Source organism: Streptomyces sp. NPDC001848 (assembly GCF_042891915.1).
Lineage (GTDB): Bacteria > Actinomycetota > Actinomycetes > Streptomycetales > Streptomycetaceae > Streptomyces.
Genome location: NZ_JBIATP010000011.1, coordinates 239,337 through 266,180 on the forward strand (window position 1 = coordinate 239,337; position 26,844 = coordinate 266,180).

24 protein-coding genes are annotated in these 26,844 nt (G+C 72.0%); 16 read left to right on the forward strand and 8 right to left on the reverse strand.

The genetic code is table 11. The features are described from left to right. Positions 1 to 3: 3 nt before the first annotated feature. Positions 4 to 717 carry a TetR/AcrR family transcriptional regulator C-terminal domain-containing protein gene (locus ACFYZJ_RS23900; RefSeq protein ID WP_388571081.1) on the reverse strand — a complete coding sequence of 238 codons (714 nt, stop codon included), beginning with the start codon at positions 715 to 717 and terminating at the stop codon, positions 4 to 6. 63 nt (positions 718 to 780) lie between these two features. On the opposite strand from ACFYZJ_RS23900, the gene ACFYZJ_RS23905 reads away from it, so the two are divergent. The 3 genes from ACFYZJ_RS23905 to ACFYZJ_RS23915 are packed head-to-tail and all read left to right on the forward strand — an operon-like array spanning position 781 to position 3,742. After that, complete coding sequence (locus ACFYZJ_RS23905) at positions 781 to 1,725, forward strand: ATP-binding cassette domain-containing protein (protein WP_388571083.1); 945 nt, start codon at positions 781 to 783, stop codon at positions 1,723 to 1,725. Then, positions 1,722 to 2,501 (forward strand): ABC transporter permease, encoded by a 780-nt coding sequence (locus tag ACFYZJ_RS23910; protein ID WP_388571084.1) that lies wholly within the window; start codon positions 1,722 to 1,724, stop codon positions 2,499 to 2,501. Before ACFYZJ_RS23905 ends, ACFYZJ_RS23910 begins: the two co-directional genes overlap by 4 nt. 44 nt (positions 2,502 to 2,545) lie before the next feature. Next, the gene (locus ACFYZJ_RS23915) at positions 2,546 to 3,742 is read left to right on the forward strand and encodes a CaiB/BaiF CoA transferase family protein (RefSeq protein ID WP_388571085.1); all 1,197 of its coding nucleotides are present in this window, start codon (positions 2,546 to 2,548) and stop codon (positions 3,740 to 3,742) included. Positions 3,743 to 3,772: 30 nt separating this feature from the next. Here the strand turns inward: ACFYZJ_RS23915 and ACFYZJ_RS23920 are convergent, their stop codons facing one another. The 3 genes from ACFYZJ_RS23920 to ACFYZJ_RS23930 form a co-directional block, all read right to left on the reverse strand. Continuing rightward, complete coding sequence (locus tag ACFYZJ_RS23920) at positions 3,773 to 4,042, reverse strand: hypothetical protein (protein ID WP_388571087.1); 270 nt, start codon at positions 4,040 to 4,042, stop codon at positions 3,773 to 3,775. 126 nt (positions 4,043 to 4,168) lie between these two features. Then, the gene (locus tag ACFYZJ_RS23925; RefSeq protein WP_388571089.1) at positions 4,169 to 4,993 is read right to left on the reverse strand and encodes an anti-sigma factor domain-containing protein; all 825 of its coding nucleotides are present in this window, start codon (positions 4,991 to 4,993) and stop codon (positions 4,169 to 4,171) included. Further along, complete coding sequence (locus tag ACFYZJ_RS23930; RefSeq protein WP_388571091.1) at positions 4,990 to 5,532, reverse strand: sigma-70 family RNA polymerase sigma factor; 543 nt, start codon at positions 5,530 to 5,532, stop codon at positions 4,990 to 4,992. Before ACFYZJ_RS23930 ends, ACFYZJ_RS23925 begins: the two co-directional genes overlap by 4 nt. 205 nt (positions 5,533 to 5,737) lie before the next feature. Between ACFYZJ_RS23930 and ACFYZJ_RS23935 the strand changes: the two genes are divergently transcribed. The 4 genes from ACFYZJ_RS23935 (at position 5,738) to ACFYZJ_RS23950 (ending at position 12,275) form a co-directional block, all read left to right on the forward strand. Beyond that, positions 5,738 to 7,264 (forward strand): DUF4331 domain-containing protein, encoded by a 1,527-nt coding sequence (locus tag ACFYZJ_RS23935; RefSeq protein WP_388571092.1) that lies wholly within the window; start codon positions 5,738 to 5,740, stop codon positions 7,262 to 7,264. Between the two features lie 101 nt (positions 7,265 to 7,365). Next, positions 7,366 to 9,084 (forward strand): tetratricopeptide repeat protein, encoded by a 1,719-nt coding sequence (locus tag ACFYZJ_RS23940; protein WP_388571093.1) that lies wholly within the window; start codon positions 7,366 to 7,368, stop codon positions 9,082 to 9,084. Continuing rightward, positions 9,081 to 10,610 carry a sulfite exporter TauE/SafE family protein gene (locus ACFYZJ_RS23945; protein WP_388571095.1) on the forward strand — a complete coding sequence of 510 codons (1,530 nt, stop codon included), beginning with the start codon at positions 9,081 to 9,083 and terminating at the stop codon, positions 10,608 to 10,610. Before ACFYZJ_RS23940 ends, ACFYZJ_RS23945 begins: the two co-directional genes overlap by 4 nt. A 63-nt stretch (positions 10,611 to 10,673) precedes the next feature. Further along, positions 10,674 to 12,275: a serine/threonine-protein kinase gene (locus ACFYZJ_RS23950; protein WP_388571097.1), complete on the forward strand. Its 1,602-nt coding sequence runs from the start codon at positions 10,674 to 10,676 to the stop codon at positions 12,273 to 12,275. Between the two features lie 10 nt (positions 12,276 to 12,285). On the opposite strand, the gene ACFYZJ_RS23955 is transcribed toward ACFYZJ_RS23950, so the two are convergent. Next, positions 12,286 to 13,092, reverse strand: a complete 807-nt coding sequence (locus ACFYZJ_RS23955; RefSeq protein ID WP_388571099.1) for an SGNH/GDSL hydrolase family protein — start codon at positions 13,090 to 13,092, stop codon at positions 12,286 to 12,288. Positions 13,093 to 13,320: 228 nt separating this feature from the next. Between ACFYZJ_RS23955 and ACFYZJ_RS23960 the strand changes: the two genes are divergently transcribed. The 5 genes from ACFYZJ_RS23960 to ACFYZJ_RS23980 all read left to right on the forward strand — a co-directional run bounded on the left by ACFYZJ_RS23960 (position 13,321) and on the right by ACFYZJ_RS23980 (position 20,610). Beyond that, positions 13,321 to 13,743: a hypothetical protein gene (locus tag ACFYZJ_RS23960; RefSeq protein WP_388571101.1), complete on the forward strand. Its 423-nt coding sequence runs from the start codon at positions 13,321 to 13,323 to the stop codon at positions 13,741 to 13,743. Between the two features lie 601 nt (positions 13,744 to 14,344). After that, positions 14,345 to 15,163, forward strand: coding sequence for a glycosyltransferase family 2 protein (locus ACFYZJ_RS23965; RefSeq protein WP_388571103.1), 819 nt, complete (start codon positions 14,345 to 14,347; stop codon positions 15,161 to 15,163). Beyond that, positions 15,160 to 16,164 (forward strand): glycosyltransferase, encoded by a 1,005-nt coding sequence (locus ACFYZJ_RS23970; RefSeq protein WP_388571104.1) that lies wholly within the window; start codon positions 15,160 to 15,162, stop codon positions 16,162 to 16,164. Before ACFYZJ_RS23965 ends, ACFYZJ_RS23970 begins: the two co-directional genes overlap by 4 nt. Next, entirely contained in the window at positions 16,161 to 16,961 is an 801-nt protein-coding gene (locus tag ACFYZJ_RS23975; protein WP_388571105.1) for a polysaccharide deacetylase family protein, read from the forward strand. The genes ACFYZJ_RS23970 and ACFYZJ_RS23975 overlap by 4 nt, the downstream gene beginning before the upstream one ends. After that, positions 16,954 to 20,610 (forward strand): lipopolysaccharide biosynthesis protein, encoded by a 3,657-nt coding sequence (locus ACFYZJ_RS23980; protein WP_388571107.1) that lies wholly within the window; start codon positions 16,954 to 16,956, stop codon positions 20,608 to 20,610. Before ACFYZJ_RS23975 ends, ACFYZJ_RS23980 begins: the two co-directional genes overlap by 8 nt. A gap of 39 nt (positions 20,611 to 20,649) precedes the next feature. On the opposite strand, the gene ACFYZJ_RS23985 is transcribed toward ACFYZJ_RS23980, so the two are convergent. After that, positions 20,650 to 22,071, reverse strand: a complete 1,422-nt coding sequence (locus ACFYZJ_RS23985) for a xylan 1,4-beta-xylosidase (protein WP_388571228.1) — start codon at positions 22,069 to 22,071, stop codon at positions 20,650 to 20,652. Between the two features lie 179 nt (positions 22,072 to 22,250). On the opposite strand from ACFYZJ_RS23985, the gene ACFYZJ_RS23990 reads away from it, so the two are divergent. Together ACFYZJ_RS23990 and ACFYZJ_RS23995 are read left to right on the forward strand one after the other, a co-directional pair. Further along, positions 22,251 to 23,345 (forward strand): DUF5925 domain-containing protein, encoded by a 1,095-nt coding sequence (locus tag ACFYZJ_RS23990; protein WP_388571109.1) that lies wholly within the window; start codon positions 22,251 to 22,253, stop codon positions 23,343 to 23,345. Positions 23,346 to 23,374: 29 nt separating this feature from the next. Continuing rightward, on the forward strand, positions 23,375 to 24,163 hold the full coding sequence (locus ACFYZJ_RS23995; protein ID WP_388571111.1) for a DUF72 domain-containing protein: 789 nt from the start codon (positions 23,375 to 23,377) through the stop codon (positions 24,161 to 24,163). A gap of 52 nt (positions 24,164 to 24,215) precedes the next feature. Here ACFYZJ_RS23995 and ACFYZJ_RS24000 read toward each other — a convergent pair whose 3' ends face one another. Continuing rightward, positions 24,216 to 24,584, reverse strand: coding sequence for a GntR family transcriptional regulator (locus ACFYZJ_RS24000; RefSeq protein ID WP_388571113.1), 369 nt, complete (start codon positions 24,582 to 24,584; stop codon positions 24,216 to 24,218). Positions 24,585 to 24,655: 71 nt separating this feature from the next. Between ACFYZJ_RS24000 and ACFYZJ_RS24005 the strand changes: the two genes are divergently transcribed. Both ACFYZJ_RS24005 and ACFYZJ_RS24010 read left to right on the forward strand, forming a co-directional pair. Continuing rightward, complete coding sequence (locus ACFYZJ_RS24005; RefSeq protein WP_388571115.1) at positions 24,656 to 25,621, forward strand: GNAT family N-acetyltransferase; 966 nt, start codon at positions 24,656 to 24,658, stop codon at positions 25,619 to 25,621. Beyond that, positions 25,602 to 26,102: a DUF402 domain-containing protein gene (locus ACFYZJ_RS24010; protein WP_388571117.1), complete on the forward strand. Its 501-nt coding sequence runs from the start codon at positions 25,602 to 25,604 to the stop codon at positions 26,100 to 26,102. The genes ACFYZJ_RS24005 and ACFYZJ_RS24010 overlap by 20 nt, the downstream gene beginning before the upstream one ends. Positions 26,103 to 26,122: 20 nt before the next feature. Here the strand turns inward: ACFYZJ_RS24010 and ACFYZJ_RS24015 are convergent, their stop codons facing one another. Beyond that, positions 26,123 to 26,749 (reverse strand): class I SAM-dependent methyltransferase, encoded by a 627-nt coding sequence (locus ACFYZJ_RS24015; protein ID WP_388571230.1) that lies wholly within the window; start codon positions 26,747 to 26,749, stop codon positions 26,123 to 26,125. Between the last annotated feature and the right edge of the window lie 95 nt (positions 26,750 to 26,844).

Below are 26,844 nucleotides of genomic sequence, written 5' to 3' on the forward strand. Positions count from 1 at the left end.
CCCCTAGGGTCTTGCTTCGAAGGCGTCGAGCACCCGTTCCACCACCCGCTGGAACACCTCGTCCAGGTCGACCTGCCCGGCGGCCTGCGTCAGGGCCGCGGCCAGGCGTGGATAGGCGCCGGTCGCGAGCTGTCCGCCCAGGTAGGCCATGCGGACCGCCTGCTCCTGCTCCGCCGACCACGGCAGGGTACGGGCGCGCTCGGCCGCGGAGAGCTCGTTGGCGACGGCCGTCGTCACCACGCCGTTCACCATCGCGATGAGCTCCAGCTTCGTCCCGGCACTCGCCTCCAGCGGCTCCAGGGAGCGCAAGCAGTGCTCGAGGTAGCGCAGCGCATTGGGACTGAAGCCGTAGTGGCCGGAGATCAGGCGCGGCAGCCAGGGGTGCCGGTGCATGAGGGCACGGGTCTGGTGAGCCATGAGCAGCATGTCCGCGCGCCAGTCGCCCGACGGCTCCCACAGCTCGTGCTCCCCGCCGACGGCGTCCATCATCAGCTCGTACAGGTCCTCCTTGCGGGGGACGTAGTTGTACAGGGACATCGTGCCGCAGCCCAGTTCGGCGGCGACGCGTCGCATCGAGACCGCGTCCAGGCCCTCGGCGTCCGCGACGCGCACCGCGGCGGCCGCGATGTCGGACCGGGTGTACGCCGGTTTCGGCCCGCGGCCCGTGCGCTCGGGGCGCGCCCAGATCACATGGGGTTCGGCCGCTCGGCCCGCCATCGTGCATCACCTCGCCCACCATCGTAGTTACGTACGGCGTACGTAGTGCGCTATGGTCGACCCATGACTACTACGTACACTGTACTTAGTGAGGGCCTGGAGAAGCGTTTCGGGCAGGTGCACGCTCTGCGCGGCCTCGACCTCGCGGTCCCCGAGGGAACGGTCTGCGGGGTGCTGGGGCCGAACGGGGCGGGCAAGACGACGGCCGTGCGGCTGCTGACCACGCTGCTGCGCCCGGACGCCGGGTCGGCGCGGGTGGCGGGGCACGACCTGGTGCGCGAGCCCGCGGCCGTACGCCGAAGGATCGGCGTGACCGGGCAGGACACCTCGGTCGACGGAGACCTGACCGGGCGACAGAACCTGCGGCTGTTCGCCCGGCTGCACCGGGTGCGGGACGCGGCGGCGCGGGCCAACGAGCTGTTGGAGCGGTTCGGGCTCGCCGAGGCCGCCGACCGACCGGCGTCCGGCTACTCGGGGGGCATGCGGCGGCGGCTGGACCTGGCGGCGAGCCTGGTGCGCCGGCCCGACGTGCTCTTCCTGGACGAGCCCACCACGGGTCTGGACCCCGCCAGCCGCAACCGCATCTGGGACGCCGTGCGCGCTCTCACCGCCGAGGGCACGACGGTCCTGCTCACCACTCAGTACCTGGAGGAGGCCGACCAACTCGCCGACAGCATCGCCCTGGTGGACCGGGGGCACGTCGCGCACACCGGCTCACCGGCCGAACTCAAGGCGCTCATCGGGGTGTACGCGGAAGTCGTCGTCATGGACACGGACCTCATGGAGAAGGCGGCGGGCGTCCTCGACCGGCTGACCGGGGCCGAGCCGTCGCTGGACCACGAGCGAGGCGCCGTCGGCGCCGTCACCCGGGACCCGACGCTCACCCTGCCCCACCTGGTGCGCGCACTCGACACGGCGGGCGTGCCGCTGCTCGACGCGAGCCTGAGGCCGCCGACCCTCGACGACGTCTTCCTCCACCTCACGGACAGCAAGGAGCTCGCGGCATGAGCACACTGACGTACGACGGCACCGCGATGCTGGGACGGCAGCTGCAGCGGATCCGCAACAACCCGGGCCTGGTGGTCCTCACGCAGACGATGCCGATCACCATGCTGCTGTTCTTCGGGTACGTCTTCGGCAGCGCGGTCGCGATGCCCGGCGGGCAGTACCGGTCCTTCCTGGTCCCGGGGCTGCTGGCGGCCACGGCCGCGGGCGGGGTGACCACGGGGATGCTCCAGGCCTCCCAGGACGCGCACCGGGGAGTGATGGACCGGCTGCGCACGCTGCCGATGAGCCGGGCGGCCGTGCCGCTCGGTCAGGCGGTCGCCGACCTGGTCGTCTCGGCGGTCGGCATGGTGCCGCTGCTGCTGGTCGGCCTCGCGGTGGGCTGGCGCGTCGAGGGATCGGCGGCCCGGGCGGCGGGCGCGCTCGGCCTGTTGCTGCTGTTCCGGTTCGCCTGCACCTGGGCCGGTATCCTCCTCGGGCTGCTGCCCCGGAACGAGGAGGCGGCCGGCCAGCTGGCCAGCATGACCTTCGTGCTGCCGCTGTTGTCCAGCGCGTACATCCCCGCCGACGGCATGCCCGGCTGGCTGCGCACCCTGGTCGAGTGGAACCCGATCAGCGCGGTCACCACCGCCCTGCGGGACCTCTTCGGGAACGCCCCCGTCCCGCCCGGCGCCGCCTGGCCGGTGGCGCATCCGGTCGCCGGAGCGCTCGCCTGGTGCGCGGTGCTGATCGCGGTGTTCGCACCGCTCGCCGTCCGCCGGTACGCACGTCCCCGGTGACCGCCTGCTGACAAGGCCACCGCCCGCGGGTCATGATCCACCCCATGGACCTGCTCCCGCCGCCCCTGGAGGGCATCACCGTCGTCGCCGTCGAACAGGCCGTCTCGGCCCCCTTCGCGACCCGCCAGCTCGCCGATCTCGGCGCCCGGGTCATCAAGGTCGAGCGGGTCGACGGCGGCGACTTCGCGCGTGGCTACGACACCGCGGCCCGGGGCCTGGCCTCGCACTTCGTGTGGTGCAACCGCGGCAAGGAGTCGATCGCGCTGGATCTGAAGGACCCGCGCGGGCTGGACGTCGTACGGCGCCTGGTCGCGGACGCGGACGTGTTCGTGCAGAACCTCGCCCAGGGGGCCGCGGCCCGGCTCGGCCTGGACGCGGCCACGCTGTGCGCCGCCCATCCGCGGCTGATCGCCGTGGACATCTCCGGGTACGGCTCCTTCGGGCCGTACGCGGACAAGCGGGCCTACGACATGCTCGTGCAGTGCGAGGCAGGGCTCGTGTCCGTGACGGGGACGCCCGAGCAGCCGGTCAAGGCGGGGATCCCGGCGGCCGACATCGCGGCGGCGATGTACGCGTTCTCGGGCGTGCTCGCGGCGCTCGTGCGGCGGGGCGCCACCGGGCGCGGCGGGCCGGTGGAGGTCTCGATGCTGGAGGCACTGGCGGAGTGGATGGGGCATCCGCTGCACCACGCGATGCACGACGGCACTCCCCCGGCGCGTACCGGTCTCGCGCACGCGGTCATCGCACCGTACGACGCCTATCCGACGGCCGACGGCGGGCGGGTGCTGCTGTCCGTGCAGAACGACCGGGAGTGGCGGCGGCTCGCCGAACAGGTGATCGGGCAGCCTGAGCTGGCGGACGACCCGGCGTACGCCACGAACGCGGCGCGGGTCGCGCACCGGGACCGCACGGACACGCTCGTCGGCAAGGCGCTGGGCACGCTGGACGCCGACGAGGCGATGGCCCGGCTGGAGGGCGCGGGCATCGCCTGCGCGCGCCTGAGGGACCTGTACGAGGTCGCGGAGCACCCACAGCTGGCGGCCCGGGAGCGGTGGCGGGAGGTGGGGACGCCGGTGGGGCCGCTGCGGGCGCTCCTGCCGCCGATCACGCTGCCGGGCGGTACTCAGGCGCGGATGGGGGACGTGCCCGCGCTCGGGGAGCACACCGAGGCTCTGCTGCGTGCCGTGGGGATGACGGACGAGGAGATCGCAGCGCTGCGCCGGGACGGTGTGGCGGCCTGAGCGCGGGCCCTGAAGGAACGCGGGTGACGCTCAGCGCCCGCCGAACAGCGAACGACGCAGCCGGCGCAGCGGCGCGAAGAGCGAGACACCACTCATGCGTCCGCCCCTGCTGCTGCGGCCGTGCGCGGCGTCACGCGCGGTGAGCTCACGCATCAGCAAAGTCGCCTCGGCCGTCTCGCGCTGCGGGACGGCGGGGCCGGCCAGCACCGAGAGATGGCGGTCGAGGCGCGAACTGGTCGCACTGCTCCCGCAGGTGATCGCAGGGACCCTGGCCCTGCTGCGCACTGTTATCTGTTCCATGTCACTCCCCACCCGTACGAGTCCACCCGGCCCGGGCAGAGTAACCCTATCGCTCTCTCGTGGCACCCGTGTATCGAGGGCACGGGATTCACCTTCCCCGTAAGGGCGTTGACGAACCGTTGACGACTACCCTCCGAAACCGATGGATTGCAGGGCGAGTTGGACAACGGGCTGGCCAGTGGGCTGAGGTGACCCACCATCGGGTTCGACGGTCACGGCGAGTGACGTCGCCGACTTGGTCAGACCGCTCGCGACCAGCGGCGTGTCGCCCTGGAAGAGCCCCAGGGAGCGCGGTGGCACGCCCGGGCGCATCAGCCAGAGCTGGTGCACCCGGCCGCCGGGCGGTGCGCCCAGTCCGCGAAGGGTGACGACGGCGCGCCCCTCGGATGCGGAGGCGATCACTCCGATTCCTCGGCCCCCGGCGTCCCGGTCGCTGATCGCGCGGGCGTCCGGGGCGGCGAGAACGTGGGCGATCTCACGTGACTGCGCACGCTCGGCGTCGAGTTGGCCCTGCGTCCGCGTGGCCTGCACGGCGAAGAGAGCGGCGACGACGAGGGCCGCCGCGGCCGTGGCGGTGGCCAGCGGGGCGAACAGGGGGCGTAGCCGGGGCGCACGGGTGCGCGGTGGCGGGGGCGCCGTGCCCCAGACGTGCGGGGGCAGGTGTCGTTCATGGGTGCGGGACGCTTCCTGCGCGGGCGCGGGGTCCTGCGGGGTGTTCCGTACGGCGGTCAGGACCCGGTCGCGCAGGCCGGGCGGGGCCGGAGCCGTGGTGGACCAGGCGAGTCGCACGGCGTCCTCGGACAGGTCCCGCACCTCTGCGGCGCAGCGGTCACAGCCCTTCAGGTGCCTCTCGAAGCGGAGGCGTTCGGCGGGCTCAAGGGCGTCCAGCGCGTAGGGCGCGGCCAGGGAGTGCAGGTCCTCGCGGCGCAGCAGTCGGCCGAGGATGCTCATGCGACGCCTCCCAGGCACTGGCGCAGCCGGGTGAGTCCGTCGCGCATCCGCGTCTTGACCGTGCCGAGCGGCAGCGAGAGCCGCTCGGCCACCTCACGGTACGTGTAACCGTCGTAGTAGGCGAGCGTGACCGACTGGCGTTGCAGGGCGGTGAGCCGGTCCAGGCAGCGGCGCACCCACTCGCGTTCCAGGCCGGCCTCCACCTCCTCGGCGACCTGGTCGAAGGCGGGGTGGTGGGCGCGGCGGGCCTCGCGCTGCTCGCGTTCGCCGGCCGCGCGGGCGCTGCGCACCCGGTCGACGGCGCGGCGGTGGGCGAGGGTGAGGATCCACGACAGGGCGCTGCCGCGGCCGGGGTCGAACTTCGGGGCGGAGCGCCACAGTTCGAGCAGCACCTCCTGCGCCACCTCCTCCGACTGCGCCGGGTCCCGCACGATCCGGCGGACCAGGCCGAACACCGGTCCGGACACCAGTCCGTACAGCTCCTCGAAGGCCTTCTGGTCGCCTCCGGCCACGAGCACCAGAAGTTCGTCCGCCTCCACTCGTACCCCCCTCACCGACGCCGTGCACGGCATGCTCGCTCCACTGGGCGTTCGCTGCTGACCCGCCTTCAGAGGGGATACGGATCAGCGGGGCCGAAACGCGGGTCCAGCAGGCACGAAAAGTTTTTTCAGATTCGACCAAGACGCCTGGGCCGTCGCTCCGTATCCCTCTGCGTCAGGCAAGTTGGCACCGAGGACGGACGGCATGACACCTATCTCCAGGAACGGCGTGAGTCGTAGGGGTATCGCGACCCTCATCTGTGGTGCGTTGGCCGCGGGCGGGCTCGCGGCCGCCGGCGTGACCGCGCTGGAACCGGGGGCGGCCTCCGCCTCCTCCCACCGGGAGGCCCCGCTGATCTCGGGGCAGCCGCAGTACGACAACACGGACCTGTACGCGTTCGTCAGCCCGGACAAGCCGGACACCACGACGATCATCGCGAACTTCGTCCCGTTCGAGGAGCCGGCGGGCGGTCCGAACTTCTACACGTTCGCGGACGACGCGCAGTACGACCTGCACGTCGACAACAACGGTGACGCACAGGACGACCTGGTCTTCCGTTACACCTTCAAGACCCACCGGAAGAACGGCAACACCTTCCTCTACAACACGGGTCCGGTGAAGAGCCTCGACGACCCGAACCTGAACATCACGCAGACGTACGACATCGATCTGCTCAAGCTGCGCAAGCAGAGGGTCGTCTACCGGACGAGGATCGCGGACGACGTTCCGGTGGCCCCGTCGAACGTCGGCAAGGCGTCGATGCCGGACTACGGCAAGCTGCGCGACCAGGCGGTGCACAAGCTCGCGGGCGGCGCGACGACGTTCGCCGGGCAGGCGGCCGACCCGTTCTTCGCCGACCTGCGCGTGTTCGACCTGCTGTACGGCGGGAACCTCTCGGAGGTCGGCAACAACACGCTCAAGGGATACAACGTCAACTCCCTCGCCCTCCAGGTGCCGAACGACCTGATCACCGAGTCGAAGTACCAGCCGGTCGTCGGCATCTGGTCGACGGTCCAGCGCAGGGACGCGCGGGGCTACTACTCGCAGGTCTCGCGGCTGGGCAACCCGCTGGTGAACGAGGTCGTCAACCCGCAGAAGGACAAGGACAGGTTCAACGCGTCCCAGCCCTACGACGACGCCCGGTTCCTGAAGAACGTGACGAACCCGGAGCTGCCGAAGCTCATCGAGCAGATCTACAAGATCAAGGCGCCGTCCGAGCCGCGCAACGACCTGGTGGAGGTCTTCCTGAAGGGCGTGAAGGGGCTCAACCAGCCGCCGAACGTGCGGCCGTCGGAAGAACTGCGCCTGAACACCTCGATCAAGCCGGCCGCGCAGCCGAAGCGGCTGGGCGTGCTGGACGGCGACAACGCGGGCTTCCCGAACGGGCGTCGGCTCACCGACGACGTGATCGACGAGGCGCTGCAGGTCATGGAGGGCTTCCTGGTCGGCCAGAAGACGGGCCTGAGCGACGGGGTCGACGTGAGCGACGGGAAGTTCGGGAACTCCTTCCCGTATCTGGCCGAGCCGAACTCCGGGTCGCGCGGTCCCCTGGCGAAGGGCAACGGCAACAACGTGCGCAGCCAGCTGGCCGACGGGCTGATGCCGACAGGCTCGAACGGCTCGAACACCACCCTCGTCGCGGCGTCCGCCGCCGGTGGCGTCGCGGGCGTCCTGCTGATCGGCACCGCCGTGATGTGGTGGCGCCGCCGCACCCGCTACCGCGCGTACTGACGGCCCTCGCCGTCCCCGAACCGGCGCGGCCCGTACTTCCCCGTCCCCCACGGCGCGGGCCGCGCCACCCCGTTTTCCGCCCAGCACATCGAGGAGAGGGCATGTCCCCGGGTACGAACGACAACGCGCCGGAGACCGGCCAGGGCGACCGCGAGCAGGCCGTCAGGGAGGCCTGGGAGCGCGCCTTCGGCGCCGGGGGCGCCGACGCGCCGGACGAACGAACCGACGACACGGGGTCGGCTCCGGCGCCGGCAGCCGAGTCCGCCCCCGACGACCAGCCGGTCACCGTACCGGCCGCGCCGAAGGCCGAGGGGGCGGCTGGGGCCGGTACGACCGAGCCGACGCCCGAGGAGAGCGCCTCGGCCGACGCGCAGGGCGGACGGGCCACGCCCTCCCCACCGGACGACGGCACCGCCGTGCCCTCTGCCACCTCACCGTCCGCAGGCGCAGCCGACGAGCGGGTCGCCGCTGTGCGCCGCCTCTCCGCTGCCGGGCGGCGGTGGCGGGGCGTGCAGCTCGCGGTCTGTGCCGCCTCCCTGGCCGTCGCGCTCACCGCCGGTGCCGTGGTCGTCGGGGCCCTGCGGGACAGCGGTACGGCTCCGGTCGCCTCGGCGCCCAGCGGGGTGTCGCCCGAGCTCCTCGCGGGCGGCGATCTCGACAGCGGCATCCGAGCGCTGCAGGCGCACCTCCGGGCCCAGCCCCGTGACTACGGCAGCTGGGCCACCCTCGGTCTCGCCTACGTCGAGCAGGCCCGGACCAAGGGCGATCCCGCCCGCTATCCGCAGGCCCAGCGCGCGCTGGAGCGTTCGCTGCAGGTCCGGCCCGACAACGACGCCGCGCTCGCCGGTCTCGCCGCCCTCGCCGCCGCCCGGCACGACTTCGCCGGCGCCCTCGACCACGCGGACCAGGCCCTGAAGCAGAACCCGTACAGCGAGCGCGCCCTGTGCTCCCGTATCGACGCCCTGGTCGAACTCGGCCGCTACGCCGACGCCTCGAAGGCCGCCGACCTGGCCGACTCTCGCCACCCCGGCGTCCCGGTCTTCACCCGCTACGCCTACGTCCACGAACTGCGCGGCGACGTGAGCACCGCCCGCCGCGTCCTGGAGCAGGCGCTGGCCACGGCCACCTCCCGCGGCGACATCGCGTACGTCGCGACCGCGCTCGGTCAGCTCGCCTGGAACCAGGGCCAGTACCGGACCGCCCTCGACTTCTACGCCCGTGCCCTCGCCGCCGACGACACCTACCTCCCCGCCCTTGAGGGCCGCGCCCGCGCCCAGGCCGCCCAGGGCGACACCGCCGACGCGGTGCGCGGCATGGAGCAGGTCGTGGAGCGGTATCCGCTGCCGCAGCCCCTCGTGGAGCTGGGGGAGTTGTACGAGGCGCGCGGCGCGTCCGGTGACCCGGCCAAGGCCCGCGACCAGTACGCCCTCGTCGACGCCTGGGTCTCACTGGCCCGCGCCAACGGCGTCAACGCCGACCTCGACACCGCTCTCGCCGCCGCCGACCACGGCGACCGCGTGGCCGCCCTGAAGGCCGCCCGCACCGAGTGGGCACGACGCCACACCGTGCACACCGCCGACGCCCTCGCCTGGGCCCTGCACGTCAACGGCCGCGACCAGGAAGCCCTTCCCTACGCCCGCCAGGCCACGGCCACCGGTTACCGCAACGCGGCCTTCCTCTACCACCGCGGCATGATCGAGCGCGCCACCGGTCATACCGACCAGGCCCGCGCCTCGCTCACCGCCGCGCTGAAGCTGAACCCCGGCTTCTCCCCGCTGGGCGCGCGCGAGGCCCGTAAGGCCCTGGAGGCGATGCGGTGAACACCCGTCGTATCGCCGCCTCGGGCGCGGCCGTCCTCACGGCCCTCTGCGCGCTCGTCCTCGGCCCCGCCGGCACCGCGAGCGCCCACCCGCTCGGCAACTTCACCGTCAACCGCTACGACGGCCTGGTCGCCGCCCCCGGGCAGCTGCGTGTCGACCACGTCGAGGACCTCGCCGAGATCCCCGCCACCCAGGCAAAGCCCGACATCACCAGGCTCGGCCTCACCGCTTGGGCCCGTCAACGGTGCGCGAAGGCCGCCGAGGGCAGCGAGCTCACGGTCGGCGGTCACCCGGCCCCGCTCAGCGTCCGTACCGGCCGCGCCCAGCTGCGCCCCGGGCAGGCGGGGCTCAACACCCTGCGCGTGGAGTGCCGGCTGACCGCACCGCTGCCCAAGGGCGACACCCTCACCGTCGGCTTCCACAGCGCGGGCGCCACCACCGGGCCCGGCTGGCGGGAGATCACCGCGCGCGGCGACCGCATGACGCTGACCGCCTCCGACGTGCCGAAGACGTCCGTGTCCCAGGAACTGACCAGCTACCCGAAGGAGTTGCTCTCCTCACCGGCCGACACCGTCAAGGCCTCGCTCCGGGTGCGCCCGGGCGGCCCCGCCCTGGCCGACGACCAGCGGGACGCGCCCGCCGCCTCGATCCTTCCGCGCGGCGCGGACCGCTGGACCCGGGCGCTGGACAACCTGGTCGCGCGCCACCACCTCACGCTCGGTTTCGCCGCGCTCGCCCTGGTCGTCGCCATCGGCCTCGGTGCGATGCACGCACTGGCGCCGGGCCACGGCAAGACCCTGATGGCGGCGACGGCGGCCGCCCGCGGGGGGCGGGCCAGGCTCCGGGACGTGCTTCCCCTGGCCGCGTCGGTGACGGTCACCCACACCCTGGGGGTGGTCGCCCTGGGCCTGCTGGTGACCGCCGGTTCCGCGGCGGCACCGTCGGTGATCGCCTGGCTGGGGATGGCGAGCGGCGCCCTCGTCACCCTGGCGGGCGCGTCCCTGGTACGCCGGGCCTGGCGCAACCGAGGACACGGGCACGGGCACGGGCATGGGCACTCCCACAAGCACGGGCACGGGCACGATCACGGGCACCCCCACAAGCACGACCACGAGCACGACCACCACGGTCACGGTCACACCCACACCCACGGCGGCATCCCCCACACGCACCCCACCGCCCCCACCCTCCGCGGCACCATCCTCCTCGGCTTCGCGGGCGGGCTGGTGCCCAGTCCCTCCGCCGTCGTCGTCCTCGTCGGGGCCGCAGCGCTCGGCCAGGCCTGGTTCGGGCTGCTGCTCGTCGTCGCGTACGGCGTCGGGCTCGCCCTGACGTTGACCGCGGCGGGGGTCGCCGTCGTGAAGCTGGGCAGCGGGATGAACCGTCTCCTGGACCGGCGACCGCGCTGGACCCAGAACCCGGCGGCCGCCCTGGTGCGCAGGGCCGCGCCCCTCGGTTCCGCTTTCGTGGTCCTCGCCCTGGGCGCCGGACTGGTGTTCAAGGGGGCGGCATCCGCACTCGGTTGAGCTACTTTTGGGGAGAAATGACGCGGAGTGGATACATCGCACGGATGCGAATGGGGGACGCCCGTGTCCGAAGAACCGGGCAGTGAACGTGTGATCGCCGGGCGCTACCGTCTGCTGGCCCCCCTCGGTCAGGGCGGTATGGGCACGGTGTGGCGGGCCAGTGACGACGTCCTGCACCGCGAGGTCGCCGTCAAGGAGGTGCGCGCCCCGGCCGGGCTTCCCGCGCCGGAGGTCGAGCGCATGTACACCCGGCTGGAGCGGGAGGCCTGGGCGGCGGCCAGGGTGGCGAACCGGAACGTGGTGACGGTCTACGACGTGGCCCACCAGGACGGCCGCCCCTGGATCGTGATGGAACTGGTCCGCGGCATCGCCCTGTCCGACCTGCTGGACGCGGAGGGACCCCTCTCCCCGCAGCGGGCCGCGCACATCGGCGCCGAGGTACTGGCCGCCCTGCGTGCCGCGCATGCCGCGGGGGTGCTGCACCGCGATGTGAAACCGGCCAACGTGCTGCTGGCGAACGACGGCCGGGTGGTCCTCACGGACTTCGGGATCGCCATGGTCGAGGGCAGCTCCGCGCTCACCATGACCGGCGAGGTCATCGGCTCCCCCGAATTCCTCGCGCCCGAGCGGGCCTTGGGGCGCACGCCCGGACCGGAGTCCGACCTGTGGTCACTCGGTGTGCTGCTGTACGCGGCGGTCGAGGGCAACTCGCCGTTCCGGCACGACACTCCGCTGAGCACGCTCCGTGCGGTCGTCGACGAGGAGCTGCCGCCGCCGCGCCGGGCGGGCCCGCTGGCGCCGGTGATCGAGGGGCTGCTGCGCAAGGAGCCGGCCGAGCGGATCCCGGCGGAACGGGCCGAGCAGGATCTGCGGATCGTCGCGGCGGGTGGCACCCCGCGCACGGGTGCCGCGGTCCACACGCCGACGGTCGCGGCGTTCCCGGGTCCCGCCCGGCCGCCCACCGCCCCGTTTCCCCCGCCGACCGCGACCCGGCCCGCGCCCGCGCCCGTGTTCTCCCCTCCGTCCGAGCCGCCGCCCCGCAACCGGAGGGCGGGCCTCGCGCTGGTGGCGGGCCTGGCCGCGCTCGTCCTGGCGGTGGCGGGGTTGACGTACGCGCTGGTGCCCCGGCACGGCGCGGGCGGTACGAACAGCGGGGCCCCGCACGGCAGCACGGTCAGCGGGCCCGCGAGCAGCCCGGAGGCGAGCACGTCGCGGGCCGCCTCCCCCACCGGCGGCACCTCGGCCGGCAGCGGCAGCGGGGGCGGTCGTACGACGAGCCCGCCCGCCCAGTCGGTCCAGGTGACGGTCACGGGCGCACACACCGACTACACGGGGACCTGTCCGCCGCCGGACGCCAAGACGCCCTCGTTCACGGCCACGTTCACGGTGGGCAGCGTTCCGGTCGACGTGTCCTACCGCTGGGTCACGAAGACGGGGCAGGTCTCTGATCCCGGCTGGAAAACGCTGTCCTTCGCGGAGGGTGACGCGAAGACCAAGCAGCGTCAGGTGATCGTCACCACGTACGAGGAGGGCGGTTCGGTGCGGAACGCGATCGGGGTGGAGGTGCGCAGTCCGGTGAAGGTCACGTCGGAGTCGGTGCCGTTCTCGGTGACCTGTGAGGGGGCGACCCCGTCGGGAGGGGCCTCCCCCTCTTCTTCATCGTGACGCGTGACCGTCAGACCGCGCCGGTCAGCACCGGCAGATAGCCGCCGGACTGGCCGGCCGCGGTCGGGTGGTAGGACTCGCCGATGTTCAGCCAGTTGACGCTGTGCAGCCAGGGGTCTGCGGAGCAGATCTCGTGGCCGCTGAAGGCGGTGCGGACGTCGCCGAAGGTGAAGCCGTGGTCGGCGGCGCGCTTGGTGATGGCGGCGTCGAGGTGGTCGGCTGCGTCGTTGATCGCCGAGCGCTTGGTCCCGGACAGTCCGAGGCAGGTGGTACCGAGCTGGTAGAAGCGGGGGTAGCCCAGCACGACGACGTGGGCCGAGGGGGCCTTGGCGCGGATCGCCGAGTAGACGGTGTCCAGTCGGCCGGGCAGGGTCGAGTCGACGTACGCCTTCGCCGTGGCGATCCGGGAGAGGCAGGCGCTGTCGGACTGGAGCACACAGGTCGTCATGACGTCGGAGAAGCCCGCGTCATTGCCGCCGATGGTGATCGAGACGAGTCCGGTGGCGGCGCCGAGGGTGCCGAGCTGACTGCTCAGCACATCGGTGGTCTTGGCGCCGGAGCAGGCCATGAAGCTGAACGAGGCAGGCGCGTGCGCGGCCTGCCACAGGTACGGATAGGCCTTCGTGCTGCGGTCGCAGTCGCCGCCGGAGCTGAGGTAGCTGCCGGCGCCGACACCGGAGGAGTAGGAGTCGCCGAGCGCCACATAGCCGGTGGCCGCTGCGAGGGGGGACGCCTGCGCCACGGCGGTCCCGGTCAGGGCGAGGCCGAGCGCGAGGAGAAGCGAACTCACATATGCCGCATATCGGGAACGTCTCATGGAACCTCCCTTTAGCAGGATCTCTGCCACAACCGGCATAGCGGCTACGCGTGTTGACAGGAAGTGTCCATGCCAAGACTTTTCGGGTCCGCCCGATTCACCCTCGCTTGAACGGATGTTTGAAGCAGGCCGAGAACCTTCGCGGGCGATTTCGGCATCTTGACGGCCTCCCGCCCGCTGCGCGACATTTAAGCCCGGCATCCGGCGCTTCGGGGGGCAAAGTCGCCCATGCAGACCTCAGGCATCAAGCCACCTTCACCAGAGCGGGACGGGCGGCCGGGGCAGGGTCCGGGGAGGGACCTGCTTCCGCTGCTCATGGGCGTGGCCGTCGCCGTCGCGGCGGTCGGCGCGATCCTCGCGCTGAGCGACTCCGGCTCACCGCTGCGCGGCCCGTTCACCCTGTTCTTCTTGATCGCCGCGCCGGCGACGGCCATCGGAGCCGCCCTGAGGGGGCTGAAACCCTATCCACGCACGGTGGTGTCCGTGGCGGGAGGGATCGCGATCGACCTTCTGGTCGCCCAGGGCATGCTGGCGGTGCACCGGTGGTCCGTGACCGGCGGGATCGTCGCGGTGACGGTGCTCAGCTCCCTCGTCCTCCTGCCCGTCCTGGCCCGGCGGTACCGCGGCCGCGTGGCGGGAAAACGGGGCTGACGACGTGGACATCGGCGCGCACCGCCGGCAATACCAGGACCCTCTGAGGACACGGAAACGTTCCGGTGCCCGAAGAGTGGGTGACACCTCGTCACCCTGTCGTGTTCGGACCCGGAGCGCGTCGCGCCCCGGTCCGGGCGCCGCGCACTGCGGTGCTGTCCCGGCCGGAAGTCTTCGAGCCGGCCGTTCGGACACTCAAGCGGATGGGATAAATCCGTTCGATGAGTTGAGTTACGGCCATACCAACAAAAACGCGGACCCCTTCACAGGTCTTGCCATATCGGCGTAATCGTCAATACCGTCATACATCAACCCGCATCGGTCCATCATCATGCGGCTCCAGGGGAGGGCTCAGGTACCGCGATGGTTCCCGGCGCGGGGCGCGGTAGGGGGGTGCCGTGCTCGGCGACTTGAAAGGTCGTACGAGCCGTGCCGCGCGACCGGCTGCCGTTTCCCGGCAGACGGCCAGCTTTGCCAGCTCACCCGGCGTGTACGGAGATCCATTTCGGCATGCCGTCGGTGAGAACCCCCCTTTCGAACCGGACACAGAGCCGGACCGTCCAGGGGCGGACGGTCCGACCGGACGAGAGGGACAAGACTCATGAGTTCTGTTCTGCGCCCTGCTGTTTCGGATCAAGGTCCGTTAATGCAGGGCAAGTACCGGCCCATCTCCTCTCACCTGGCCATCGCGCCGCCGGTGAGCGTGGTGATCCCCGCCATGAATGAGGCGGAGAATCTCCCCTACGTCTTCAAGACCCTTCCGGACTGGATTCACGAAGTGGTTCTCGTGGACGGCAATTCCACCGACAACACCGTGGAGGTCGCGCGCGAGCTGTGGCCTGAGGTGAAGGTCGTCGAGCAGCGCGGCAAGGGCAAGGGCGACGCCCTGATCACCGGGTTCGCGGCGTGCACCGGCGACATCATCGTGATGGTCGACGCGGACGGCTCGGCGGACGGTCAGGAGATCGTCAGCTACGTCTCCGCACTGGTGTCCGGCGCCGACTTCGCGAAGGGCTCGCGGTTCGCGAACGGCGGCGGCACCTCCGACATGACCCCGATCCGCAAGCTGGGCAACCGGGTGCTGTGCGCGATCGTCAACGCCAAGTTCGGCGCCCGCTACACCGACCTGTGCTACGGGTACAACGCGTTCTGGCGGCACTGCCTGGACAAGATCGACCTCGACTGCACCGGCTTCGAGGTCGAGACCCTGATGAACATCCGGGTGGTCAAGGCCGGCCTGAAGGTGCAGGAGATACCCAGCCACGAGTACCTCCGCATCCACGGCACCAGCAACCTGAGCGCGGTGCGCGACGGTCTCCGGGTGCTGAAGGTGATCCTCAAGGAGCGCTCGAACCGGCGTGCGCTGCGCCGCCGTCCGCGCGCCGTCGCTCTCAACTCGGATCAGGGAGAGATGTCTTGAGCGAGCCGGACATCTCCGTGGTGATCTGCGTCTACACCGAGGACCGCTGGGAGGACATCCTCGCGGCGGTCACCTCGGTGCGGGCGCAGTCCCGGCCGGCGCGCGAGACTCTGCTGGTCGTGGACCACAACGAAGCCCTGCTGGAACGGTTGGCCAGGGAGTACAAGGAGGCCCGGGAGGACGGGTCGGTCCGGGTACTCGCCAACGCGGGCCCCCGCGGTCTGTCCGCGGGCCGCAACACCGGGATCGCCGCCTCGCACGGCGAGATCATCGCCTTCCTCGACGACGACGCGGTGGCCGAGCGGGACTGGCTGAAGCATTTCGCCGAGGGATACGAGGACCCGCGGGTCATGGCCGTCGGCGGCCGTACGATGCCGATCTGGGCGTCGGGCCGCCGCCCGGCCTGGTTCCCGGAGGAGTTCGACTGGGTGGTGGGCTGTACGTACAAGGGGCTGCCGCCCGGCCGGGCCCGGGTGCGCAACGTCCTCGGCGGCAACGCCTCCTTCCGCCGCAGCGCGTTCGACGCGGCGGGCGGCTTCGCCACCGGCATCGGACGCGACGGCGACAAGCGCCCCCTGGGCTGCGAGGAGACGGAGCTGTGCATCCGCCTCACCCGGGCCAGACCCGACGCGATCCTGCTGATCGACGACCGGGCGGTGATCCACCACCGGGTGCCCGAGCCGCGCGAGCACTTCACCTACTTCCGCACCCGTGCCTACGCCGAGGGCCTGTCCAAGGCGCTGGTGGCCCGCAGCGTCGGCGCCGGGAGGGGCCTGGAGACGGAACGCCGCTACGCCACCCGGGTGCTGCCCGCCGGGGTGGGGCGCGGCCTGCGCGACGCACTGCTGGCCCGCCCGGGGGGCGCCGGCCGGGCGGGCGCGATCGTCGCCGGGGTGCTCACCGCGGCCGGCGGGTACCTGGTCGGGAGCGTCCGGGCACGCAGGGGCGACACGGCCTTCTCCGTGGTCGGCATCCCGGACGGTGAGGAGGCCGCCGTATGAGCGACCAGCCCGTGCCGATCCTCATGTACCACTCGGTGGCGACGGCACCCAACGAGGCGACGCGCGCCCTGTCGGTGGCGCCCGAGGCGTTCCGCGAGCAGATGGCCCTGCTCGCGGACCTCAAGTTCACCCCCGTCACCACGGCCGACCTGGGGAGGAGCTGGCGGGCGGGCGCTCCGCTGCCCGAGCGGCCCGTCCTGATCACCTTCGACGACGGTTACGAGGGCGTGCACCGGCACGCGCTGCCCGTGCTCGCCCGGCACGGCTTCGCCTCCACGCTGTTCGTCTCCACCGGCTGGATCCGGGGCACCCACGACATGGGCGGCGGCCTGGACACGATGCTCGACTGGGACCAGGTCCGCGAGCTCGCGGGCGCCGGGGTCGAGATCGGCGGGCACAGCCACACGCACCCGCAGCTCGACCAGCTCGCCGACGACGAGCTCTGGTTCGAGCTGCTGCGCTGCAAGGAGATCGTCGCCGGTGAACTCGGCGCCCGCCCGGTGTCGTTCGCATACCCGTACGGCTACTCCAGCCGCCGGGTGCGCCGCACCGTGCGCGAGGCGGGCTTCACCCAGTCGCTCGCCGTCGGCAACGCTCTCGCCCGCCGCCGCCAGGGCCCGTACGCGCTGCAGCGGGTCACCGTGCGCCGCACCACCGGTGCCGAGGAGTTCGAACGGCTCGTCCAGGGCCGCGCGATCGCCCGCACCTTCGCCAGGGACCGCGCCCTGACCAAGGGGTACGCCATGGTCCGAAGAGCACGCCAGGTCCGCCGGAAGGCCATCCGTTCCCGTGTCTGACACGACCACCACCACCCAGGCCGGTGAGGCCACGACCGAAGAAGCCGGGCAGCCGTCGGGCCGCCGCCTCCGTCTGCCCGGAAGGGGCGGCGGCCCAGGAGGCGGCAGCCAGCTGTTCCGCAACGCCTACGCGCTGATGCTCAACACCGGGATCTCCGCGGTGCTCGGCCTCGGCTACTGGCTGGTCGCCGCCCGCTACTACTCCGACGCAGCGGTCGGCCAGGGCTCGGCCGCGATCGCCGCGATGAAACTGCTCGCGGGGCTCACCGCGGTGACGCTGACGGGTGCCCTGGCCCGCTTCATCCCGGTCGCGGGGCGCACCACCGGTCGCCTCATCTTCCGTACGTATGCGGGCAGTTCGCTGGTCGTGGCGCTCGCCGCCGGGGTGTTCCTGCTGACGCTGAACGTGTGGGGGTCCTCGTACCACTTCCTGCACGGGACCGGTCCCGCCCTGGTCTTCGTGGTGGCCGTCGTCTCCTGGAACCTGCTCACCCTTCAGGACGGTGTGCTGACCGGGCTGCGCAGCGCGCTGTGGGTGCCGGTGGGCAACACCGTCTTCTCCGCGGTCAAGCTGCTGCTGCTCGTCGGTTTCGCGACGGCGATCCCCATGCTGGGCGTCTTCGTCTCCTGGGTCGCGGCCATCGCCACCTCCGCGGTGCCGCTGGGCTGGCTGGTGTTCCGGCGCCTGGTGCCCCGGCACATCGAGGCGACCGAGAACCACGCCGGCCCGCCGTCGCTGAAGGAGATCGGGCGGTTCCTGGCCGGCGACTACACCGGCTCGCTGTTCTCCCTCGCCGTGGTCTACCTGGTCCCGGTGATCGTGGCCTCGCAGGTCAGCCCGGCGGACAACGCGTACTTCTACATCACCACCACCATCGGCGGCACCACCAACCTGCTCGCCATCAACATGGGCGCCTCGCTCACCGTCGAGGGCTCGCACGACCCGGCGCGGCTCGCCGCCAACACCCGGGCGGCACTGAAGCGCATGGCCCGGATCATGCTGCCGGTGTGCGGGCTGCTGTTCCTGGGCGCGCCCGTCATCCTGCACGTCTTCGGCGAGGGCTACGCCCACGCGGCGACCCCGCTGTTGCGCTGGTTCGCGGTCGGCGCGCTGCTGCGGGTCGTGATGGAGACGTACTTCGCGGTGCTGCGCGCCCAGAGCCGTACCTCCGGACTCGCCTACCTCCAGGGACTGCTGTGCGTCCTGGTGCTCGGGCTGACCATGCTGCTGCTGCCCCGGATGGGGCTGACCGGCGCGGGCGTCGCGGAGATCTCCAGCCTGGCGGTGATCGTGGCGATCGCCGCGCCGAAGTTGTTCAGGATCGTGCGCGCGGCCCCGGCGGACGCGGTGCCCGAGGACGCGGCACCGGACGGGGACCTCGCCGACCTGGAGGTCCCCGAACCGAGGAGCGGCCCGTCCTGGGCGAGGAAGCTGGACGCGGACACACTGGCGCTCGGCGTCCATGTGGACTTCGACCACCAGGAACGCAGGCCGGACGTGCGGCCGGGGCCGGGCACCCCTCCCACGGGAACGCCGGTGCCGTACAACACCCCGGACGAGGCCTGGGACGTGACCTCACGCGGCTCGGCCGCCGGGGCGAGGCCGGCCGCGAACGACCCGCAGGGCACCCGGTCGCCCAGGGGGCCGGTCCTGCTCGGCTGTCTGCTCGTCCTCGCGCTCCTGCTGTACTGGGTACCGGCGCTGGGCCTGGACGACGCCGCCCTCGACCGCATGGGCGGCCTCGGCCTGATCTCGGTACTGCCGCTGCCGACGCTTCTCGGCGCAGCCCTGCTCGTCGTCGTGTTCGCCGCCCTGCTGTGGCGCGGCCGCGAGCACAAGGTCCTGCTCCTTGCCACGCTGCTCGCCACCGTCGTCTCGCTGCACGCGCTGCCCGCCGTGATCGAGACCGAGCCGCGGTTCCCGACGGCCTGGCAGCACCTCGGATTCCTCGACTACATCGACCGCACCGGGTCGGCCGTACCGTTCCTGGACGCCCGCTGGAGCTGGCCGGGCTTCTTCGCGGTGGCCGCGTTCGTCGCGAAGGCGTGCGGGGCCGGCGACCTCACCGAGGTCATCCGCTGGTGGCCGCTGACCATCCAGTTGCTCTATCTGGCGCCGATGTTCCTGCTGGTCCGCTCGATGCGGGCGAGCTGGCGGGCCAAGTGGACCGGCATCTGGATCTTCGTGCTCAGCGGCTGGGTCGGCCAGGACTACTTCTCCCCGCAGGGCTTCACGTATCTGTTCTACCTCGCCTTCGTGGCGATCCTGCTGGTGTGGTTCCGCGCGTCGCGCGTGGTGTGGACCAAGCGGCGCCCCGGCGAGGCCGAGGTGGAGCCCACCAGCCGCGGGCAACGAGCCGTGCTGCTCATGGTGCTGATCGCCCTGTACGCGGCGAGCGTCCCGGCCCACCAGCTCACCCCGTTCATGATGCTGGGCGTGCTGGCGGTGCTCGTGCTGGTCGGCCGATCCGAGCTGCGCGGTCTGCCCGTCCTGTTCGCGGTGCTGGTCATGTTCTGGCTGGGTTTCATGGCCGAGCCGTACTGGTCGGGGCACTTCAACGAACTGTTCGGCGGCGTCGGCGGCGTCGGCAGCAATGTGTCGACGTCCGTCGCCGGCCGTATCCAGGGCGGCGACTCGACGCACAAACTGGTGCTGTACACGCGCGTGCTGCTGGCCGGCGTGGTGATGGCGTTCGCCTGCTGGGGCTGGTGGCGGCGGCGCGAGCACAAGTACCGGGAGCGGTCGCTGCTGGTACTCACCTTCGTGCCGTTCCTGGGCTTCGGCATGCAGTCCTACGGCGGCGAGATGGCGCTGCGTGTGTTCATGTTCGCGGTGCCGGGCGCGGCCCTGCTCTGCGCGCTCGCCCTGTTCCCACGCACCGGCGTGACGGCCGAGGAGCGGGACAAGGACCGGGTGAGCCTCGCCCCGCTCGCCGCCCTGATGGCCGGCCTGCTGCTGATGGGCGGCTTCCTGGTGGCCCGCTGGGGCAACGAGCCGTTCGAGCGGGTCCGTCCGGGCGAGGTCGCGGCCATGGACTACGTGTACGCGCACGACAAGCCGACGGTACGGCTGCTGTGGCTGAGCAACGACACGGTCAACGACGTGACGCCGGCGATGCCGTGGGGCGCCAGGGACATGGAGAAGGTCAACTACGTGCCCACCCTGGCGCCCAGCGATCCGGTCCTGGTGTCGGGCCTGGTCAAGTCACTCAAGGACGCGGGCCCCAACTCGTACCTCATGATCAACCGCAGCCAGGTGACGTATCTCCAGATGGACGTGGGCTACTCGGCGACCTGGGAGTCCCGGCTCATCAGGAACCTGGACGACCGCCAGGAGCTGAGCAAGGTCCTGGTCAACGACGACGTCACCCTGTACGCGCTGCGCGAGCAGCCCGCGGGCGAGGTCCCGCAGCCGCACCCGGGCCCGATCGGCCCGCGGGTGACCTGGACGCCGTGGTCGGTGGTCGGGGGGCTCGCGGCCGTGGCGCTGGTGCTGATGCTGACGGCGCGGGAGCTGGTGCGGGTCGCGGTACGGCCGGGAGTACGGCAGCTGCGGGTGCTGCAGTCGAGCTTCTGGTTCTCGCTGCCGCTGCTCGCGGTACTGCTGGCCTCGCTGGTGCAGCGGTTCCTGACCATGGGTAAGGGCTGAGGCTCACACGGCCTACGGGGGCGTACGAGGTGAAGCGGCTCAGCGCTGGAGCCACTTCACCTCGTACGCCTTCATGTCGAACCGCTGGCCGTCGACCTGGGCGCTGATCGTGCGGCCCAGGGTGTTCACCACCAGCACGACCTTGTCGGTGGCGAGGACGCGGACGTTGGGAGCGTCGTCCGGGGCGACCGACACCGTCCGGTACGTGGTGCCGGGCGGGAACTCCTTGGAGAAGCGGGACACCAGGCCGTACATCGGCAGCGCCCGGCCGCCACCGGCGGTGTCGGTCGGCGTCCACAGGCAGCCGGGGCAGTCGGTGCCCTTCTCGTCCTCCGGGTTCCAGTAGAAGCCGGAGGACGCGCCGCCCTTGACCAGGGCGATCATCCCGGCGGCCTGGACGGCGACGCGGCGGTCCTCGCTCCAGCCCTTGCGCTCGTCGTTGCGGTCGGCGGGCTCGACGTAGTACTCGGCCCACCACAGCGGCAGGTTGTGGGTCTGCCGGCGCACCCACGCGCTGACGGCGGTGAACTTGTCGGTCGCGGCGAACTCGTCGGGCAGCAGCTCGTCGTCGTCGGTGTAGCTGGAACCGTCCACGACGACGAAGTCGGCGCCCGCCTTGTGCGTGTTCCAGTAGTCGAAGGCGTCGATGATCCGCTGGTCCATGGCGCCCCAGGGCCCGCGCAGGGCGGTGGACGCGTTCTCCTTCTGCCGCGGGTCGACGCTGTCCATGACCAGGTACGGACCGCCCACCATGATCTTGGGGTCGACCTGTTTGAGCGCCTTGTAGACCAGGTTGTACAGCTCGGTGTAGCCCTCGTAGTCCCAGCGGGCCCTGGAGTCGTTCCAGAAGCCCTTGAACTCGTTCCAGACGATGAAGTGGCGTACGTCCGGGTAGCGCCTGGCGACGGTCGCGGCGAGGGCGGCGAAGTCCTTGTAGTGGGCGCGGGTCGGGGCGGTCTCCAGGGCGGCCTGGCTCCAGTCGGTGTTGTCGGCGCCCGCCTTGCCGCCCTTCATCCAGTCGGGGGCGCAGCACAGGGTGACGACCGGGGTGCCGCCGGTCTTGCGGACGAAGTCGATACGGCGGTCCATCTCCGTGAAGTCGTAGTGCCCCTGGACCGGTTCGGGGTTGCCGGCGCCCCAGCCCATGATGTGCTGGTTCTGCGGCAGCCCGGTACCGGACAGCAGCCCCTCGACGCGCTCGACGGCGCCGTCGCTGCCCTGGTCGGCGCTGTACTGGGTGTGGGTGAAGCCCCAGCCGACATCGGGTCTCGTCACCTCGGGCGGGGTGGCGGGTGTGCCGTGCACCTTGTCGCCGTCGCGTGTGGTGCCCCGGATGCTCGCGCCGTTACCGGGCAGTGTGCTGAGCAGTGTGACCACCAGGGCCAGAGCGGTCACGGCCACGCCGAGCAGTGCGGTGAGGCGCCACCGCCGTTCCCCCGAATTCCACCCATGACGTCCCATCATGGGCCACAGTAACCGGGCCCCTTGGTCCGCGGACAGATTTCAGCGTGCGACAGCCCGGTAACAGCACGTACCGGAAGGGCCGGATCCGTAAAGCCCCACACGGGGACACGGGCGACACATCCGGCGGACCACGGAAAGCGGATGCACCAGGCGGCCCCGTGACGGATCATGGCGGCATGTCTGCGAACCCATACGAAGCTCTGCCGGTGCGGCTCAACGTCGACGACAGCGACTCTCCTTCCGACGTCGTCGACGCGCTGTTCCTCGGCCGCTTCGCGACGGGCGAGCAGCCGTACTCGCACGCGGCCAACATCGACCGCGTGCGGTCCGGGGCCACCCTCCTGCCGCCGGACGCCCGGGTGCTGCGGGTGGCCCGCGACGACGACCGCAGTGCGACCCTCGCGGAGGGCGACGGCTGGACACTGCTGGTCTCCCGCTGGAACCGCGGCGCGGACGTCACGGTGACCGCGACCAGCGCCGAGTTGGCGGAGAAGGTGCTGGGCGAGGCCACGGACGGCGCGGCCGACGAGCCGGAGCCGCAGCCGGAGAACGTGACGATGGGGTTCTGGTACGTGTCGCCGCGGCGCGGCCCGCACCGTACGACACGGCAGATCTCGGCGGGCACCTGGGACGAGGTCCGCCCGAACTACACGGCACCGGTGGCGGACGCCATGGACCGGCTGATGAAGACGACCCCGGAGGACATCGCGGGCCGTCTGCTGCTGCTCCACGGCCCGCCGGGCACGGGCAAGACCTCGGCGCTGCGGACACTGGCCCGCTCGTGGCGGGACTGGTGCCAGGTGGACTGCGTCCTGGACCCGGAGCGGCTCTTCAGCGACGTCGGCTACCTGATGGACATCGCGATCGGCGAGGAGGACACGGCGGGCAAGGGCCGCTGGCGGCTGCTCCTGCTGGAGGACTGCGACGAGCTGATCCGCGGCGAGGCGAAGCACACGGCGGGCCAGGCGCTGTCCCGCCTGCTGAACCTGACGGACGGGCTGCTGGGGCAGGGCCGCAACGTGCTGGTGGGCGTGACGACGAACGAGGACCTGGAGCGCCTGCACCCGGCCGTCGTCCGTCCCGGCCGCTGCCTGGCCCGTATCGAGGTCGGCCCGCTCACCCGCACGGAGGCGGTGAGCTGGCTGGGCCGCGAGGAGGGCGTGGGCCGCGAGGGGGCGACGCTGGCGGAGCTGTACGCGCTGCGGCGGGGCACGTCGCCGGCGTCGGTGCCGGACCAGCGGGCGGGGGCGGGCGCGGGGCTGTACCTGTAGCGGGCTGCTGCTGGTGCTTTGATGGAGGTATGACCCTGTTCGTCGGCACGTCGGGGTGGCAGTACCGGGACTGGCGGGACGTCCTGTACCCGGCGGACGTTCCCATGCGGCTGTGGCTGGAGGAGTACGCGACGCGGTTCGCCACGGTCGAGATCAACAACGCGTTCTACCGGCTGCCGTCGCGGGAGACGTTCGAGGCGTGGCGGGACCGGGTGCCGGCGGACTTCGTGGTGGCGGTGAAGGCGAGCCGTTATCTGACGCACATCAAGCGGCTCAGGGAGCCCGAGGAACCCGTGCACCGTCTGATGAGCCACGCGGCCGGGCTCGGCAACCGCCTGGGCCCGGTCCTGCTCCAGCTCCCGCCCACCCTGCGCGCGGACCCGGCCCTCCTGGACGACTGCCTTGCCTGCTTCCCACCCGGCACCCGGGTCGCGGTCGAGCCACGCCACGACTCCTGGTGGACACCCGAGGTGCGCGCGGTACTGGAGGCGCGGGGTGCCGCCCTGTGCTGGGCCGACGTCCTGTCCCGCCCGGTCACCCCGCTGTGGCGCACCACGGACTGGGGTTACCTCCGCTTCCACACGGGACGGGCCCGGACGTGGCCCCACTACGGCCGGCGGGCCCTGGCCACGTGGGTCCAGCGGATCGGGGCGGCGTGGCCGGAGGAGGTGGACGTCTACGCCTACTTCAACAACGACCCGCACGCGGCCGCGGTCCTGGACGCCACGGTGTTCGCGCGCCTGGCGACCACGGCGGGCATGCGGGTGACCCGCACCCCACGAAGGCTGCCGACGGCACCTGCGGGGACGGCGAAGTGACCCTTGCCGTCCCTTTCCCCGGTACAAGCCGCCCGCAGGGCACCCGCACCCATCAGTCCCCGTAAGCCACCCGCAGGGCATCCCGTACGGCGGCCAGCGCCGCGTCCTCGGCCAGCCCGAGCCGCCGCACCCGCTCGGCATAAGCCTGCGCGGCACTCGCCGCCTCCCTCTCCGCGGCCGAACCGGCGGCAGCCACGAACGTTCCGTTGCGCCCCCGCGTCTCGATCACCCCGTCCTCCTCCAGCGCCCGGTAGGCCTTCGCCACCGTGTTCGCCGCGAGGCCGAGGGACTCGGCCAGCCCCCGTACGGTCGGCAGCCGGTAGCCCACCGGCAGCGCGCCCGCCCGGGCCTGCTCGGAGATCTGCGCCCGCACCTGCTCGTACGGCGGCGCGCTCCCATCGATGTGGATCTTCAAGGTCACGGCCCGATTCTCCCGCACCCACCGGAAAATGAGAGGCATCCCCGCACCGGTCCCCCGTACCGTGCGCCGTCATGACAGTGATCGTGCGCGACCTTCGCCCCGATGTGCTGGCCGATACCGAGGGCTTCGCCCGGGTCCGGCGACTCGCCCTCCCCTTCATCCTGTTCACGCCGGAGTCGATCGCCTACGACGCCGCCCACATGCACCCCGACGCCCACTACCGACCGCTGGTGGCGGAGGAGGACGGCGAGATCATCGGCACGGCCCAGGTCCACCTGGCCCACGAGAGCCGGGAGCCCGGCCAGGGCAGCCTCAACGTGTACGTGCACCCGGAGCGCACCGGACGCGGCGCCGGCTCGCTCCTCGTGCGCGCCGGCGAGGAGCACCTGGCTTCCGTGGGTGCGACCCGGCTGCTGAGCTGGGTCCTGGACGAGCCCGGCAACCGCGCCTTCGCCGAGCGGCACGGCTACCAGGGCAGTCGCTCTGCGCATTTCCTCCGCCTGGACCTGGCGAACGGCACCCTGCCGCCGCTCCAGGACCCGCCTCCTGGCGTCGAACTGCGCACGGGCGCGGAATTCGCCGACGACCCGCGGCCCCTGTTCGAACTGGACGCGGAGTCGATGTCCGACGAACCGAGCGACATCGCCTACGAGTACACCGACTACGAGGCCTGGCTGGAGGAGACCTGGCGCCACCCCCTCTTCAGCCCCGAGCTGACCTCGGTGGCCGTGGTCGACGGCCGCCCCGCCGCCTTCAGCGCCGCCCGTACCGACGGCGGCACCCTCCCCCACTCTCGGCTTCGCTCGGGCGGCGGCACCCGCTACGGCACCGTGATGACCGGCACCGCCCGCGCCTTCCGCGGCCGCGGCCTCGCCAAACTCGCCAAGAACCACTCCCTGCACCGCGCCCGTGCCGCCGGGTTCACGGAGGCGTTCACGGGCAACGACGCGGGCAACGGACCCATGATCGCGATCAACAACTGGTTCGGCTACGAGATCTGCGGCACGGAGGTGCGGTATGTCCGGGAACTCGGCTGAGCGGGCGCTCCACCTGGATGTGGTCCTGGTCAAGGCCGGCCGTACCAAGATCCGTTATCCCGCCGAGCTGCTGCACGACGACGGCTCCCGGATCACCGTACGCGCCGCCTGGGCGGGTGAGGGCATCCGCGACTTCGGCTTCGTACGGTTCGAACCCGGTGATGTCTTCACGGAGCACTACTGGCGTGACCGGTGGTATGCGGTGAAGGAGGTCCGCGACGCCCGGGGCACGCTCAAGGGCTGGTACTGCGACATCACCCGCCCCGCCACGGTCTCCGGCTGCGAGCTCGTCGTCGAGGACCTCGACCTGGACCTGTGGCGCTCGGCGGACGGCAGCACCGTACTGCGCCTGGACGAGGACGAGTTCGCGGCGAGCGGCCTGGCGACCAGGGACCCGGCGGCCGCGGCGGCCGCCGTGCATGCCCTGGACCAACTCGAACTCCTGGCCAAGGAGGGGTCCTTCGAGACCCTGCTGCGCTGACCCGCCCGTCGAGCCGTCCGTCAGACGACCGCCACCACCGCGTACCGCTCGTCGTCCACCTCCCTCCCCCACAGCCGGGCGTCCTCCGACAGCCGCTCGACGCGCACGTCCCTGGCGAGGGGCGTAAGCAGGGCGGTCAGGCGTTCGGCGGGTATGCCGACCGGGCTCACGGTCCCCCATACGCCCTCCACCAGCACCAGGCGGCCGGCGGGGCGCAGCAGTCCCCGCCAGTGGCGCAGGACGCGGCCGGGGTCGGGCAGGGTCCACAGCACATGGCGGACGAGGACCGCGTCGAAGAGCTGTTCGCCGACCGGCGGCGTCGCCGCGTCGCCGACCAGGAACGCGGCGTCGTGGCCGGCGAGCTTGGCGCGGGCCCGCGCGACCATGGCCGGTGACAGGTCGACCCCTGTCACCCGGTGTCCCTGGTGGGCGGCGAGCAGGGACAGGCTGCCGGTGCCGCAGCCGAGGTCCAGGACGTCGCCGGACCGCCGTGGCAGCCACGTGCCGAGCCGGGCGGCCCAGGCCTCGCGGACCGCGGGGTCGCGCAGTCCGTGGTCCGGCTCGTCGTCGAAGGTGGCGGCCTCTGCGTCCCAGTCCATGCCGGGGCTTGTGCCCGCGGAGGTTTGGGGCCCGCTGTTCCTGGCCATGTTCCTGGTCATGTCCGTGTTGATGTCCCGGTTCATGGCTCCAGAGTGACAGCCGCCACTGACAGTCGAATCGTGACAGCCGCCACAGACATACC

Excerpts from the sequence above, each read along its gene's own strand:
- ACFYZJ_RS23900 (WP_388571081.1), bottom strand. The coding sequence starts at position 717 with ATGGCGGGCCGAGCGGCCGAACCCCATGTGATCTGGGCGCGCCCCGAG.
- ACFYZJ_RS23905 (WP_388571083.1), top strand. The coding sequence starts at position 781 with ATGACTACTACGTACACTGTACTTAGTGAGGGCCTGGAGAAGCGTTTC.
- ACFYZJ_RS23910 (WP_388571084.1), top strand. The coding sequence starts at position 1,722 with ATGAGCACACTGACGTACGACGGCACCGCGATGCTGGGACGGCAGCTG.
- ACFYZJ_RS23915 (WP_388571085.1), top strand. The coding sequence starts at position 2,546 with ATGGACCTGCTCCCGCCGCCCCTGGAGGGCATCACCGTCGTCGCCGTC.
- ACFYZJ_RS23920 (WP_388571087.1), bottom strand. The coding sequence starts at position 4,042 with ATGGAACAGATAACAGTGCGCAGCAGGGCCAGGGTCCCTGCGATCACC.
- ACFYZJ_RS23925 (WP_388571089.1), bottom strand. The coding sequence starts at position 4,993 with ATGAGCATCCTCGGCCGACTGCTGCGCCGCGAGGACCTGCACTCCCTG.
- ACFYZJ_RS23935 (WP_388571092.1), top strand. The coding sequence starts at position 5,738 with ATGACACCTATCTCCAGGAACGGCGTGAGTCGTAGGGGTATCGCGACC.
- ACFYZJ_RS23940 (WP_388571093.1), top strand. The coding sequence starts at position 7,366 with ATGTCCCCGGGTACGAACGACAACGCGCCGGAGACCGGCCAGGGCGAC.
- ACFYZJ_RS23955 (WP_388571099.1), bottom strand. The coding sequence starts at position 13,092 with ATGAGACGTTCCCGATATGCGGCATATGTGAGTTCGCTTCTCCTCGCG.
- ACFYZJ_RS23960 (WP_388571101.1), top strand. The coding sequence starts at position 13,321 with ATGCAGACCTCAGGCATCAAGCCACCTTCACCAGAGCGGGACGGGCGG.
- ACFYZJ_RS23965 (WP_388571103.1), top strand. The coding sequence starts at position 14,345 with ATGAGTTCTGTTCTGCGCCCTGCTGTTTCGGATCAAGGTCCGTTAATG.
- ACFYZJ_RS23975 (WP_388571105.1), top strand. The coding sequence starts at position 16,161 with ATGAGCGACCAGCCCGTGCCGATCCTCATGTACCACTCGGTGGCGACG.
- ACFYZJ_RS23985 (WP_388571228.1), bottom strand. The coding sequence starts at position 22,071 with ATGGGACGTCATGGGTGGAATTCGGGGGAACGGCGGTGGCGCCTCACC.
- ACFYZJ_RS23990 (WP_388571109.1), top strand. The coding sequence starts at position 22,251 with ATGTCTGCGAACCCATACGAAGCTCTGCCGGTGCGGCTCAACGTCGAC.
- ACFYZJ_RS23995 (WP_388571111.1), top strand. The coding sequence starts at position 23,375 with ATGACCCTGTTCGTCGGCACGTCGGGGTGGCAGTACCGGGACTGGCGG.
- ACFYZJ_RS24005 (WP_388571115.1), top strand. The coding sequence starts at position 24,656 with ATGACAGTGATCGTGCGCGACCTTCGCCCCGATGTGCTGGCCGATACC.
- ACFYZJ_RS24010 (WP_388571117.1), top strand. The coding sequence starts at position 25,602 with ATGTCCGGGAACTCGGCTGAGCGGGCGCTCCACCTGGATGTGGTCCTG.
- ACFYZJ_RS24015 (WP_388571230.1), bottom strand. The coding sequence starts at position 26,749 with ATGGCCAGGAACAGCGGGCCCCAAACCTCCGCGGGCACAAGCCCCGGC.